Origin of the sequence: Sulfurihydrogenibium sp. (assembly GCF_027448985.1) — a bacterium.
Taxonomy (GTDB): Bacteria; Aquificota; Aquificia; order Aquificales; family Hydrogenothermaceae; genus Sulfurihydrogenibium.
The window spans coordinates 1-13,082 of record NZ_DAIDMN010000039.1; the positions used below are offsets into that span (position 1 = coordinate 1).

Genomic DNA, 13,082 nt, shown 5'->3' on the forward strand with positions numbered 1-13,082 from the left:
CTTTCATTTTATCTACCTCCTATTTTGTTTGATTATTTTATCAAGGTAGATGCTCATTGTCTATATGAACCTATACAATTAATATAGTAACACTAATATAAAGGAATATAAGCGTATCCTTCATTTTGCCAATCAACAAGACCTATAAAGGCATTTGGGATAAGCTCTACAAATGGATATAAAGTTTTAGGGTTAATTTTTCTACTTTTCATTCCTTGTTCACACATTTGAAATCTTAAACCGTAGTTTTTATGAAGGTATTCTAACTTTGTTTGCAGTTCTTTTTGGTTCTCTAACAGGGTTTTATCATCTTTGTAAGGAGAGTTTTCAAGGTCTTTTACGAAGAATTTGTACGCATCTCCGTGGATAATAACCACAACTTTTAAATCTTTAAGGTTGTTTTTGTAGTATTCTGCTGAATTTGCTAATCCACTTAAAAGGTACATTTTGAACTTTGATATATCTCCTGTTGTGAGATTTATGACAGCTTTTGGATTATCTTGTGCTAAGGTTATACCGAATAATAATAGTATTGAAATGATTAAGGTTTTTAACAGTTTCATCTTTAATAACCTCCTATCTAATTACTTGCTGGTAAAATTGGTGGCTGCATAGCATCCTTAGGAATATCTCCAGTTAATGTTTTTAGAAATTTTAATATGTATTGGATTTCTTTTTTACTCAAATCTTTTCCAAGCTGAACTTTACCCATTATCCAGATTGCTTCCTCTAAACTATCTACAGAACCATCATGAAAATAAGGTGAGGTTTGAGTTACATTTCTTAAAGAAGGAACTTTAAAAACATACTTGTCTGTTTCATTTTTTGTTATTTCAAACCTTCCATTGTCTATAGACTCACTTTTTGTATATTTCCAATAAGGTTCTAAAATACCAAATTTTTGGTAAGAATTGCCACCAACTAACGTTCCATTATGGCAAGAAGCACAACCTACATTTATGAAAGTTTGTAATCCTATTTTTTCTTCTTTGCTTAAAGCTTTTTTATTGCCCTTTAAGTAATCATCAAATCTTGATGGAGTCAACAAAGTTCTTTCAAATGCTCCTATTGCTTTGGCAATGTTTTCTGCCTTAATTGGTTCAGGGTCGTTTGGAAACGCTTTTTTAAATAAATCAACGTAATCTTGTATTTTCCTTAGTTTTTCTTCTACAGTGTTAAGGTTAGAGTTTCCAAAAGCAGCAGGGCCTGTTAAAGATTGAAATGCTTGGTCTTCAACATCTTTCCTATTTCCAATCCAGTGTTGAACAAATTGACCAGCAGAATTTAAAACAGTTGGAGCATTTCTTGGTTGTAATTTTAAAGCTCCCATCTGTTTTGAGGCTGGTGATGAGTAATAGTATTCTATGGCATGACATGTAGAACAGCTTACCATATTATTTATAGATAATCTTCTTTCAAAAAATAGTAGTTTTCCCAAATAAACTTTTTCCGGTGTTATTGGATTTTCCGATATTGAAAAATTTTCAGGTAAAGGTGCAAATAATCCTTTGGCTTGCAAATATAAATCATCTTCATTATATTCTAACCCGTATGATAGTCCAGTAGCTAAAAACGATATAAAAATAAACTTTTTCATAACATACCCTCTTTCTATTCAAAATCCTCCATATCTAAATCGTTGTATATTTTATAAACGTTTGCATCGTTAAACACATTGTACATTACATAATTTTTATAAGGAGAATTTTGGTTTATGTATGATTTTATTTCATCAATTGATTTTCCTTCTTCTTTCATTTTTTTAACTGTTTCTCGTATATAGTGAAGATAGTCGTATGTAAATTTTATCGCTGATTTATCCATAGGTTCGTTGTGTCCCCCGAGTACTATTTTTGGATTTAGGTTTTCCATATCTTTTAGTACTTTTAGCCAGTTTTTAGATGATGCTCCTCTATCTCCAGCAAAAGGTATTCTGTTTATATAAACTAAATCTCCTGCAAAAAGGATATTTTCGTTTTTTACCAATACAACTATATCATTGTTTGTGTGAGCTGGTGTCATTGAGATTATGGATATATCATACTCTCCAACTTTAATATCTTTTTTGTCGCTGATTTCTATATCAGCCGGAATTAATCTTACATTTTTATACAACCCTCCAAACCTTTGATTTGAAGCTTCCAAAGTCATTTTTGAATCCGGAGAGTTGTAAAATTCGTTGAGTTTTTTATGAGCTATTACCGTTGCCCCTTTTTCTTTGAATGTAGATGCTCCATACCAATGGTCTGGATGATAATGAGTTATGATAAGGTACTTTATAGGAGCTTTTTTTACTTTCATTAGTTGGTCGTAAAACTCTTTTGAAAGTTCAGGAGTTGACAGGCTATCTACAACTACCCACCCTTCTTTTGTTAAAATAGCATATGCGTTTGACATAAAACCTTTATTTTCAACGGAAGGCATATCATCAACACCACGAACCATGTACATGTTTTTATAAAACTGTTTCAACTCCATTGAATATGAAAAGGAAAAGAAAAGGAAAAAGAGTATAACAACTCTTCTTATCATCGCAATTACCTCAATTTTGATTTTTTACTTTATTCAAATCATGTACAACCGTTGGAATTAATCTATAACCTTCTTGTTGTAATTTTGCAAGCTCTACTACCCCAGCAGGAACAACTATAACAAAAGGCTGTAAATCTTCTTCTTTTAAACCAAAGAATCTCATAGTATTTCTACACACGTATATTTTAAGTCCGTAGCTTTGGGTCATTGATTTTAGTCTATCTATTACTTCTTTGTGCTTTTCGTAGTTCTTCTTTGCAAATATTAAAACTTCTGCACCATGACTTACTACTGCTAACTTGTACTCTCCCATTGGGTTAAACTCATCGTAGGCTTTGATAAAGTTAGATATGAAGTTTGTAGCCATAACACTGTCTGAAGGGTTTTCAAAAGTCCAATCAAAAACAGCTTTTATTTTATCTGGAAGCGTAGAGTCAAACTGTGGTTTTTCTTGAGAAAAAGATTTTAGATAAAAAAGTAAAACTACAAAAAGCACAAAAACTTTTTTCATGGTAGACCTCCTACAAATAAAAAACCCTTCCCTTTGGGAAGGGATAGCTAAATCTTTAGAATATTAATTGTAATCCAACACCTATGTAATCTCCCGCTTTATCTGTTCCGTTTGTGGTATATGCTGATTTTTTAGTTCCATCTTGGTTGACGTAGTGAAGGTTTAGTTTAATATTATTTTGTTTTATGTACCAGTTTAAACCAATATCTGTTACTTTGTATTTACCATTTCCGTTTAAACTTGCTTTATCCCCTTTCCATTCAGAGTATGTTATAGCAGGCTCCAGTATTGTTTTGTTAGGTAATGTAAAGTTATATCCGGCTCTTACATGCCATACTTTATCTTTGTAGTTTAAAGAAGATACATCAAAGTCCCTTTTAAGTTCGTCGTATTCAGCGTTAAATGTAAAGTCCTTGTAGTTTGCCAGTATATCAAAACCTATAAGTTGGTTGCTTTTGAATTGTGGTTTGCCTGTTTCTTTACCTCTTCCTTGGTATGCGTAATTTATAGAAAATGTTATACCGTTTCTTTTTCCAAAGTAGTTAACTTTGTATCCCATTGAATATTTTTTCATTTCTGGGTCTCCAAGAGATAGTGCAACTCTCGCGGTGTAAAGTAAGTTGTCTCCACCGGAACCGTCACTAAACTTATCTGTGTTAAATACACCAAAGTTGTAATTTATTCCCCATTTTCCTTTTTCGTCGTTATACAAACCGCCTATGTTTATACCTGTTTCACGACCCGGACCTGTACCAACTAGGTGCTGTCTTGGATAAAAGTTTGTAAGTGCTTTTTCAAAAGATGAAACTTCAAATCCGGCTGTAATGTTTTCTCTACCTACTTGTGGTCTAAAGTAACCTACCGTAATGTTAGCCCAGTTTTTGTGTAGTGCATAAGTGAAAAATGCATCCCATAGGTAAAACTGTTGATTTAAAGTATTGCCTGAACCGTTACTACCAACTAATCCTATATTATTATTCTTAGCCAAAGCTGTATGTGGGTCAAGACCTACGTTGTCGTAGGCAAACCAAACTCTCCAAGATAAATCTTCATTTATTTTTCCTTGGAATCCTACCCTTGACCTTCTTAGGAAAAAGTCCATTCTGTTGTCATACTTTGTTGTTCCTTCCACTCTATCCATCGTGTAAACACCCCAGAGCTGATTCATGAAAAAGATTTCAAGCTCTTTTCCATCTCCAAAGTAAAACTTTGGTGCTGCCTGTGATGGCTGTGCAATCAATGTTGCTGCGGCTAATGAAATTGTTGCAGCGGCTACAACTCTTCTCATAATACTAACCTCCTTGTAAAGTAATTAAGTTATTTTGTAATCGTATCAATCACTTTTTTTAGTTCTTTGTCTAATGTTTTTAACGCTTTTATTCCTTCTGCATCAAGGTTACCCATGTACTTTATAGCTGTAGATGGTTTGAAAACACCAACAACCATCTTTCCGCCTTTTTCGTAAGTATATACTCTAATTGGAAATTGAGATGCAAGTTGTGGGTTGTTTTTCATAATCTTTGAACATTCCGAAAGTTTACATACAAGGTATATGTGCATATGTTTCCAAAAATCTTTTACTCCTTGTTCTTGTACTCCGGATGTTATGTTTAGTACATGGACTATTTTAAAGTTGTTGTTTTCAAGCTCTGTTCTAAGTAGTAAGTCAAGTTCTTCGTAAGAGATGTTAACGGATTTTTCATAAATGTCGGACATCTCTTCATCTTCATCACTATCTGACACAACAGCAGACGAAAGGGCTGAAAGGAATGATTTTTTTTCAGATGTTTGAGTTTTGTTCGTATTTTCTTTTTTTATAGAAATTGTTTTTTGAGGTTTATCATCGTATCCTGTACCAAGGTAATCTCCTGTTTCAAAGGATACATCTTTTATTGTACCACCACATGAAGATAAAAGCACAATGTTAGCCAACAAGATTAACTTTTTCATAGACATTTTCCTTCCTCTGTTGGACAACCGCAACCTATATCTGCGATTTTTACGTTTGATTTCAAAGGTGGGTTAACAACTTTTACTCTTTTGATGTAGTCTATTGTTATGTCGTACACAGGTCTGAATTTTTTAGCATTTTTTCCGGCTTTGTAAAGGTTTCCACCCCATGATGCAACCACATAGTTTCTATTTGGGTCAAGGTCTTTTCCATTTACTTTTATGTTTGATATCCTTTTTCCGGTTGGTGCTGTTATTTTTATTTCATAATCAAGTCCTAACGTTCTACTCATATCTCCACCTTGTTGATATAGAGGGTTTGAGTTAAAAACGTTGTCAGCTATATCTTCAAGGAGATTCTTTATCTGTTGTCCTGTAAGTTCAAACCTGTAAACATCCGGATATGTAATAGCTGTCATACTGTACACATCATCTACCGTTATGTTATCTCCCGGTAAAACTGTTGTTCCCCATCTGTATCCGGGGTTAAATACGATTTCACAGTCTGTCTCTTCTTTTATAGCATCCATTATCACTCTGTCAAATGTTGAGTAAAACGTATCTCTTTTGTAAAGGATAGTTTGAGTTTTTCCTATCACTTCTGAAAGTTGTTTTTCGTATGGTTTGTAGAGCTCTTGGACTAAGTTTTCTACTTCTTTATCTGGTTTTATAAAGTTTGATGCAACCGGATAGAGTTTAAATGCAAAGTTTGTGATTTTCTTGTTTTTGACTTCTAAATCAAGTCTTCCAAGGTATTTTCCATGACTTCCTGCAATAACTATAATCGTGTTATCAACTATAACAGGTTTTGGTGCCGGGTCGTGTGTATGACCTGAGAGGATTACATCGATTCCTTTTACCATTTTTGCAAGAGCTTGGTCCAAAGTAAATCCGTCGTGAGATAGTAAAACTACTATGTCAGCTCCCTTACTTTTCACTTCATCAACATACTTTTGAAGTCTCTCTGGCTGAATACCAAAAGTCCATCCTTCTGTAAACTCTTTTGGGTTTGCTATTGGTGTGTAAGGAAAAGAGTTTCCTATAACGGCAACCTTTACGCCTCCTACTTCTCTAATTGTGTAGGGTTTGAATATAAGGTCTCCCCACATGTCATCTGCAACATTTTGAGAGATAAACTCCGCTTTTAGATGTTTGTTTACAAGTTCTAAAACTCTGTCTTTTCCGTAGGTATATTCCCAGTGTCCAACCATTATGTCTATTCCAAGGGCATTTTGGGCATCAACTATCGCTTTTCCTTGAGTGAAAAGTCCAACTGCTGTTCCTTGCCATGTATCTCCTGAATCCATAAATAAAACTTTGTCTGCTCCTCTTTCTGCTTTTATTCTGTTTACAAGAGATTTTATGTAAGCAACACCACCCATTTTTCCGTATTTTTTTGCAAGTTCTTCAAAACCTATGTAAGTGTCAAAGTAAGCTCTTATCGTGTTTGGTTTTATACCGTAGTATTGCATAAATGCTTTACCACATAAAAATCCGGGTGTTCCTATAAGTTCTTTTGCTGAAAGTAGTGTAGAAGGCTCTCTCCAGTAAAGAGGTTTTAGGTGAGCATGAAGGTCACATATATGAAGGAGTGTTACCGTTCCAACAGGCTTAAATTCAAAAAAGGTTTCTGGATTAACTTCGTTTAACTTTGCAAAAACATCTTTTGATGATACGGATAATCCGGCTATCGCTGCAAGATGAAAAAGGTCTCTTCTTGATATGTTCATTTTATTCCTCCACTATCTTACTAATCCAGGTGCTTCTATCGTTGCACCATTAGCCAATGAAGTGACGTACAGCTCCAATGCAACCATTTCTTTTGAGCCAAGTGGTAAAACTTTCATGCTAGCTTGAGACATACACTGCTGAAATCTTTGTTCTATTGTATATACTTCACTTTTTGTCATTCTGTATCCTGGCCAGTGAGCTGCTGCGTTTGTCCCTTTTATTCCGTTGTATTCATGACCAAGAGGGTTTAATCTTTGCATTCTTAAAACCATACCTGCTGCATATTCATGGCAAACAGCACATGAAAGGTTTCTTTTACCTCTTTTTAGCTCATAGACGTACCTTCCATAGTTGTAGTACTCTTTAACAACCGGATTTGAAGATGTATCTACGTTTATTTTTTCCCCAGACGCGATGTACTTTAAATAAGTTGTTAAAGCTGTATTCTCTTTACTTTTTAGTTCAAAAGGTTTATCTACCCCTTGATTTAACTTTTGACACATCTGGATTCTCTGTTGAAGAGATATAACTGCGTTTAATTTTTCATTGTACTTTGGATAGGTCCCAACAGCCTTTTTTAACTTTTCTTCACTATGACAAGAGGCACAAGATTTATTAGAACTTCCCATAGGTTTATTAAACAACGCTCCACCTACTTCCTGAGCAAACACTTCACCAGGATTTATTCCGGATTGGTATAGTTTTAAATCTTCCTCTGATATAGCCTGTCCTGCTTCTTCCGATATAGCTTTATTTACTCCGTAGGATGCTGTTAAAACAGCAAGTCCAAAAAGCAAGACTTTTCCCTTTAATTTCATAACAGGATAACCTCCTTTTTAAGGATTTATAAAAGATTGAGGGCTATAAAAGCCCTCTTGATGTGACTAATCTACCTTTATATCTATAACTTTTTCTGTAACTTCTCCTTTGTTATCTTTCCAAACGATTTTTAAAGGGGCTGTTTTTGTAGCTTTTACATAGAAGGATATAAATGGGTTTGCACTAACAGAGCCAGATAATTCCATCCAAGTTATCTTTTCATCTCCATAGTAAACTTCAACGTTTGTAATGTAATGGGCAGCTATGTATTTTCCAGATTCTTTGTCTTTCATTAAACCTGTATCCATAGGATGCATAATAACAGAGTCAACTCTTACAATGTCATCTTTTTTGTACTCTTTTGGATTTATTTTTACCAACGCTTGTCTTGCCATCTTTTTCCTCCTTTTTAATCTTTAATTATCCACAACCACCGATTGTAACTTTAACAGGCTTTTGAGCTTTAATAAAGCTTCCGTCAGCAAGCTGTGCAACAGCCACCACATTCATAGTTTCAGCAAGTCTTATTCTTGTTGATATGTAAGCTTTTCCGTTTGCAGGAGTAAAATAAACGCTCATAGTTTTTGCGTTGTGGTTTTTATCTGCAAGAATGTGTATAGCCTTTACCTGCTCGATAGGAAGCTCTACTTCTACTGTAACAGGAACAACCGCTCCATTTTCTGCAATTTCAGGAGCTATAAGCTTTACCTTGTCTGAATCGGACACAGCCTTTCCACCTGTTATCTCTTTTAACGCTTCATCAAAAGATTTTTTAGGTGGTGGATTGTCAACGAGTTCAGCTCCAAATGAATCTGTAAATGCAGCGCTACCTAATACAGCTGTTGATACAGCTGTTAAGGATGTTGTTCTTAGAAAATCTCTTCTGTTCATAAAATACCTCCTATTTTTGTTTCATAAAGTATTCGTCCATTGTCATCTCTTTATAGCTTCCGGATGCAAAATAATTTAGTATTTTAACAAAGTCTTTCTCTTCCCAAGCACCGAATATGGTTTTTATTTTACTTGAATCCGGATTTAGAAAGTAAAACATCGGTGTACCTACAAATCCATATTTTTTTCTTACTTCTATACCTTCGTTACTACACTTTCTTATCTTTACCGGAACAAAATATGTGTTTAGTAGGTCTTCAACTCTTTTACTTTCAAACACCTTGAAATCCATAATATCACAGTAATGACAGGAAGGAGAGTAGATATAAATAAAAACAATCTTATTCTCTTTCTTTGCCTTTTCAAAGGCTTGGTTGTAAGGTACCCAGTTTATTTCTGCTTTTGCAAAACCTATCAGTATAAGCAGTCCAAACAAAACTTTTCTCAATTTTTTACTCCTGACTTAAAACGTACGCTGTAAGTTGGCAAACCTCTTCAGCAGTAAGTTGTCCTGTGGTTAGCTGAACTGTCATGATATGGTAGTAAGGTACATTTTCCAACTCTTTTGGTAATAAAATTCTACCATCGGCAATTTTCTGATAAAGCCAATCTATCGTTTTTGGCTCTCCTCTGTAATCAGGTGCTTTAAAAAGCCCATTCTTATAACCTATCAAACTTGGTCCTATGTTTCCACATCCCTTTGTTCCGGTTGCACAGTGACAGGCTACACAGTTTCCTTTTTCTACCGTGTTGAATACTTTTTCTCCTTTTTCAGCTAACTTTTTTATACTTTCTTTATCAGATAGATTACATTCAGGAGGTACTGCGTACAATCTTGGTTCTGGTGGAATGTCTTTTAACATAACACTTTTTGCTTCCGGACTTTCTATTCCGGCTTCTTGTAAAGTTAATGCAAATGCTAAAGCAGACATTCCGGTAATGGCAGTTGCAGCTGCTATCAAGAGTTTTTTTACTTTCAACTTTATCCTCCTGCATAGGTATTTGTTTTTATACTTATGCAATATCCATGCCAATTTTTAATTTTTGTAAACAAAGCTTTTTCAATGTTAAAAATCTTTAATCTGTTCCAAATAGAACAATTTCTGTCCAAAATGGAACAGTTCATCCAAACATCTCTCTCCACAGTCCTTTTGCCCATTCGTGATACCTTTTCACAGTTGATTCTCTTCTTGTGTTATCTTCTCTGTGGATAGGAGTTATAACATTTTTGGTTTTGTCTATCTTAAAGCTTGTTTCCGACATTATAGCTTCTTTGTCACTCACCATTGAGTAGCATAAAACCATCAAAAGCTCTTCCTGTTTTAGCTTTTTACCTGTAATTCTTTCTGTGATTAAGTTAGCCACGATTTTCCCTTGCATGTTTGCACCAAATCCGGATTTTGGCAGAAAGGACCTTGCTGAATCTCCGATAACAAAGACGTTTGGCACTTTTGTTTCAAAGGTAAAAGTATCCACTTCTACCCATTTTTGACCTTTTTCTAATAGTCCTATCTTTTCAATGATTCTTGATGCTTTCATCGGTGGAATGATGTTTGCAAGGTCAAATCTGAAATCTCCGTTTGTTGTTTTTACTACATTTTTTGTAGTATCAATCTCTTTAACTGTTACCCCTGTAATGTAATCAGCGTACCCTTTATACAGTTTGTAGTATGCCTTCATAAAACCTTCTGAATTGATTATTGGTCTTTCGTTTGCATCTATAAAGTAAAGATGTGCTTTTAGTTTTCTCTTGGTGATGTAGTTCAGTATTAAAGCTGCTCTTTCGTAAGGAGCGGGAGGACATCTGTAAGGGTAAGATGGAACCGATATAACAATATCTCCACCGTTAAAACTCTCCAACAATCTTTTTAAGTATAGATGCTCTCCACCTGGTTTGAACGCAGGAGGGTATTTAATGAAGAAATCCTTTTGTGATTGGTCTACATCGTAAGATATGCCGGGAGAAAGTATTAAAAAGTCGTAGGATATTCTTTCGTTTTGTGTTATAACAACTTTTTTATCTAAATCTACATCTAAAACCTTTGAGTTTATAAAATCAATGTTGTACTTTGCTTTTAGTGGTTGGTAAGGAAAACAAAGATTTCCAAATTCATAAAAATCTCCAAGGTAAAGGTTACTCATAGGACAGGAAACAAAAAATGGATTTTTATCTATAATCGTAATTGACAAATCCGGATTTAACTTTCTAAGCTGTCTTGCTGCAGACACACCTCCGTATCCACCTCCGACGATAACTACCTTTGCAGATTTTGTTGGTAAGATGTCTTCCTTTGCAAAGGATATCTCAGGTATAACACTACCAGCTGCAATTAAAGCACTTGATGCTAAAAACTGCCTTCTGTTAACATCTAATTTGTTCTTTAACATGTTTCCCTACCTCCATAACGACTGTTTTATCTAAAAGTTCTTTAGCTTTTTCTATATTACCATACTGCTCTATCAAGTCTGATTTGTACATATCAAAAAACTCTTCAAACTGGTTTGGTCCTACAACTGCGGTTGCGTAAATCTTCCCATCCTCTTCTAAAAGTTCTACACATGCAAGAGGTAGCTCCGCAGGTCCTTCTATAACTTGTCCTCCATTTTTTACATCAAAAACTGATATGTGGGCACAACATTGTATAACTCCACTTTTTCCTGTTGTTTCTGATTTTTGATTTGATGGATAGTAGTTAATTAAAGAAAAATCTTTTGTTGGATAACTCCATTGATGAGGACAGATTGCACTGTAAGCTACTATACTTTTTTTATTTCCTATACCACCTTTAAATTCGTACTCTTTACCGTCTGATAGTTTTACCTTTGTAGGTTTTACTTCTTCTCCCGTGTTTATTATATAACAAGGTGTTGATTTGTATGGGTAGAAAAATAGTAATACTGTGTTGTCTGGAATGTCCTTTGATGTGATAGGTGTTCCATCTTCTTTTATTAACAAGGTTTTGTTGTACTTTTTGTAAATCTCCTTCTCTCCGGCTAAAACTTTGTCAAAAAAACCCGGAACAAACATGCTACCTACCGCTACCAAGGAGCAACTTTTTATAAGTTTTCTTCTATCCATTTTAAAACCTCCTATCTTCTAGCAACTTAATTATAAATAAAAAAAGGGGCTTTTGAAAGCCCCTCTTTCGTGCTATTATGTTTAAAAAAACATAAAAACTTTATTTATATTATCCCTTACCCCAAGTATCTGCTACTATGTTGTCGTACCAAACTTGGGCGTAAATAGCTTCTTTCTCTCTGAATTTAGCATCCATTCCTGATGGAGATACACCTCCTGCTCCTTGAACTGCTTTTATACCCTCTTGGTTTACGTTGTAAACCGCTGCAACGGATATTCCGTAATCTGGTGATACAAGACTATAACATGTGTTGACTATCGTTGTATCTTCCGGATTTTTTCCATTTACCATCGCAACGATTGCAGCAGCTACGACTTTTCCGTGGCTGTTAGCGGAGAATCCGGATTTTGGCATTGGTGTTGCACAAGAATCACCTATTACATGGATATCTTTTACATTTTTTGATTCAAAGGTCTTTGGATTTATCTGTGCCCAACCTTTATCATCTGCAAGACCAAACTTTAATACGAGCTCTCCTGCTTTTTGATGTGGAATGAAGTTAATTACATCTCCTTTTATCTTTTCTCCGGAAGAAGTAACTACAACCTTTTCTTTTGGGTCAACTTTTACAACTTTTCCACCTAAATCAGCTTGTACCCACTCTACCATATTTCCGTACAACGCTTGCCATCCTTCCATGAAAAGTTTTTGTTTTGCAAATTCGTTTTTTGCATCTAAAAGGAGTACTTTTGATTTTGGTTTGTTGTTTTTAAGGTACCAAGCAACTAACGAAGCTCTTTCATAAGGTCCCGGTGGACATCTGTAAGGCATTGGAGGAATTACCATAACAAAGGTTCCGCCATCTGGCATAGCTTCAAGCTGTTTTCTTAGTAAAACTGTCTGAGGTCCTGCTTTCCAAGCATGTGGTAATGTTTCCGCCATTTCTGGAGTTGCTCCTTCTACAGCTGAATAGTTGAAGCTAATTCCCGGAGATAAAACCAGTTTATCGTATTTTAACTTTTTACCGTTATCTAAGGTAACAGTCTTTCCAGCTGGGTCTATTTCAACTACCGTTTGGTGAACTATATTAACACCATACTTTCCTTTTAATATGGAGAAATCTACCTCTATATCTTCCATTTTCTTGAATCCACCTATTACGGTGTTACTAAATGGACAGGTGTAATACTTTGTACTTGGTTCCACCAATGTAACCGATATGTCCTTATCCCATATTTTTATGTACTTTGCTGCTGTTGCTCCACCAAAACCACCACCAACAACAACAACGTGTGCTTTACCTTTTACAGCAGATTCATCAACTTTTGAAGACATTCCAAAAGCTTTTTCTAATCCAAGTAATCCGGATGCTCCTGCTAATCCTGTTATCTTTAGTAAATCTCTTCTGCTAATCATCTTACTCCTCCTTAATTTACTTTATTTTAGTGTAGATAGATATTCTGAAACTTTTTTTATCTCTTCATCTGTGTATCCTTTTGCTATTCTGTTCATAATGGTTCCTTTCAGTTTGTCTTCTTTGTACTGAAGTAAATTAAGGAGGAGTAAGA

At 34.9% G+C, this 13,082-nt stretch carries 15 protein-coding genes; all 15 read right to left on the reverse strand.

Features of this window, described 5'->3' with window-relative positions; translation table 11 throughout:
• Window positions 1-92 precede the first annotated feature (92 nt).
• Entirely contained in the window at window positions 93-563 is a 471-nt protein-coding gene (locus NE054_RS04610; protein WP_297889130.1) for a DsrE family protein, read from the reverse strand.
• 17 nt (window positions 564-580) lie between these two features.
• Window positions 581-1,597: a cytochrome c peroxidase gene (locus tag NE054_RS04615; protein ID WP_297889134.1), complete on the reverse strand. Its 1,017-nt coding sequence runs from the start codon at window positions 1,595-1,597 to the stop codon at window positions 581-583.
• A 14-nt stretch (window positions 1,598-1,611) separates the two neighbouring features.
• A complete protein-coding gene (locus tag NE054_RS04620) occupies window positions 1,612-2,532 on the reverse strand; it encodes an MBL fold metallo-hydrolase (RefSeq protein WP_297889136.1) in 921 nt (306 codons plus the stop codon).
• A gap of 10 nt (window positions 2,533-2,542) precedes the next feature.
• A complete protein-coding gene (locus tag NE054_RS04625) occupies window positions 2,543-3,043 on the reverse strand; it encodes a DsrE family protein (protein ID WP_297889139.1) in 501 nt (166 codons plus the stop codon).
• Window positions 3,044-3,098: 55 nt separating this feature from the next.
• Window positions 3,099-4,331, reverse strand: a complete 1,233-nt coding sequence (locus NE054_RS04630; RefSeq protein WP_297889141.1) for a porin — start codon at window positions 4,329-4,331, stop codon at window positions 3,099-3,101.
• A 29-nt stretch (window positions 4,332-4,360) separates the two neighbouring features.
• Window positions 4,361-4,993 carry a DUF302 domain-containing protein gene (locus NE054_RS04635; RefSeq protein WP_297889144.1) on the reverse strand — a complete coding sequence of 211 codons (633 nt, stop codon included), beginning with the start codon at window positions 4,991-4,993 and terminating at the stop codon, window positions 4,361-4,363.
• Window positions 4,990-6,723 carry a thiosulfohydrolase SoxB gene (gene soxB / locus NE054_RS04640; RefSeq protein ID WP_297889147.1) on the reverse strand — a complete coding sequence of 578 codons (1,734 nt, stop codon included), beginning with the start codon at window positions 6,721-6,723 and terminating at the stop codon, window positions 4,990-4,992. Before soxB ends, NE054_RS04635 begins: the two co-directional genes overlap by 4 nt.
• Before the next feature lie 12 nt (window positions 6,724-6,735).
• The gene (soxA, locus tag NE054_RS04645) at window positions 6,736-7,542 is read right to left on the reverse strand and encodes a sulfur oxidation c-type cytochrome SoxA (protein WP_297889150.1); all 807 of its coding nucleotides are present in this window, start codon (window positions 7,540-7,542) and stop codon (window positions 6,736-6,738) included.
• Between the two features lie 66 nt (window positions 7,543-7,608).
• Window positions 7,609-7,938 (reverse strand): thiosulfate oxidation carrier complex protein SoxZ, encoded by a 330-nt coding sequence (gene soxZ / locus NE054_RS04650; RefSeq protein ID WP_297889153.1) that lies wholly within the window; start codon window positions 7,936-7,938, stop codon window positions 7,609-7,611.
• Between the two features lie 25 nt (window positions 7,939-7,963).
• A complete protein-coding gene (gene soxY / locus NE054_RS04655; RefSeq protein WP_297889156.1) occupies window positions 7,964-8,434 on the reverse strand; it encodes a thiosulfate oxidation carrier protein SoxY in 471 nt (156 codons plus the stop codon).
• A 10-nt stretch (window positions 8,435-8,444) separates the two neighbouring features.
• On the reverse strand, window positions 8,445-8,882 hold the full coding sequence (locus NE054_RS04660) for a DUF255 domain-containing protein (RefSeq protein ID WP_297889158.1): 438 nt from the start codon (window positions 8,880-8,882) through the stop codon (window positions 8,445-8,447).
• Window positions 8,883-8,886: 4 nt separating this feature from the next.
• Entirely contained in the window at window positions 8,887-9,414 is a 528-nt protein-coding gene (gene soxX, locus NE054_RS04665; protein WP_297889160.1) for a sulfur oxidation c-type cytochrome SoxX, read from the reverse strand.
• 142 nt (window positions 9,415-9,556) lie between these two features.
• Window positions 9,557-10,822: an FAD/NAD(P)-binding oxidoreductase gene (locus NE054_RS04670; protein WP_297889163.1), complete on the reverse strand. Its 1,266-nt coding sequence runs from the start codon at window positions 10,820-10,822 to the stop codon at window positions 9,557-9,559.
• Complete coding sequence (locus NE054_RS04675) at window positions 10,797-11,513, reverse strand: Rieske 2Fe-2S domain-containing protein (RefSeq protein WP_297889167.1); 717 nt, start codon at window positions 11,511-11,513, stop codon at window positions 10,797-10,799. The genes NE054_RS04670 and NE054_RS04675 overlap by 26 nt, the downstream gene beginning before the upstream one ends.
• Before the next feature lie 109 nt (window positions 11,514-11,622).
• Complete coding sequence (locus NE054_RS04680) at window positions 11,623-12,930, reverse strand: FCSD flavin-binding domain-containing protein (protein ID WP_297889170.1); 1,308 nt, start codon at window positions 12,928-12,930, stop codon at window positions 11,623-11,625.
• Window positions 12,931-13,082: the final 152 nt, after the last annotated feature.

What these genes read in the sequence shown, in the direction of transcription:
- NE054_RS04610 (WP_297889130.1), bottom strand. Translation starts at nt 563, where the DNA reads ATGAAACTGTTAAAAACCTTAATCATTTCAATACTATTATTATTCGGT.
- NE054_RS04615 (WP_297889134.1), bottom strand. Translation starts at nt 1,597, where the DNA reads ATGAAAAAGTTTATTTTTATATCGTTTTTAGCTACTGGACTATCATAC.
- NE054_RS04620 (WP_297889136.1), bottom strand. Translation starts at nt 2,532, where the DNA reads ATGATAAGAAGAGTTGTTATACTCTTTTTCCTTTTCTTTTCCTTTTCA.
- NE054_RS04625 (WP_297889139.1), bottom strand. Translation starts at nt 3,043, where the DNA reads ATGAAAAAAGTTTTTGTGCTTTTTGTAGTTTTACTTTTTTATCTAAAA.
- NE054_RS04630 (WP_297889141.1), bottom strand. Translation starts at nt 4,331, where the DNA reads ATGAGAAGAGTTGTAGCCGCTGCAACAATTTCATTAGCCGCAGCAACA.
- NE054_RS04635 (WP_297889144.1), bottom strand. Translation starts at nt 4,993, where the DNA reads ATGAAAAAGTTAATCTTGTTGGCTAACATTGTGCTTTTATCTTCATGT.
- soxB (WP_297889147.1), bottom strand. Translation starts at nt 6,723, where the DNA reads ATGAACATATCAAGAAGAGACCTTTTTCATCTTGCAGCGATAGCCGGA.
- soxA (WP_297889150.1), bottom strand. Translation starts at nt 7,542, where the DNA reads ATGAAATTAAAGGGAAAAGTCTTGCTTTTTGGACTTGCTGTTTTAACA.
- soxZ (WP_297889153.1), bottom strand. Translation starts at nt 7,938, where the DNA reads ATGGCAAGACAAGCGTTGGTAAAAATAAATCCAAAAGAGTACAAAAAA.
- soxY (WP_297889156.1), bottom strand. Translation starts at nt 8,434, where the DNA reads ATGAACAGAAGAGATTTTCTAAGAACAACATCCTTAACAGCTGTATCA.
- NE054_RS04670 (WP_297889163.1), bottom strand. Translation starts at nt 10,822, where the DNA reads ATGTTAAAGAACAAATTAGATGTTAACAGAAGGCAGTTTTTAGCATCA.
- NE054_RS04675 (WP_297889167.1), bottom strand. Translation starts at nt 11,513, where the DNA reads ATGGATAGAAGAAAACTTATAAAAAGTTGCTCCTTGGTAGCGGTAGGT.
- NE054_RS04680 (WP_297889170.1), bottom strand. Translation starts at nt 12,930, where the DNA reads ATGATTAGCAGAAGAGATTTACTAAAGATAACAGGATTAGCAGGAGCA.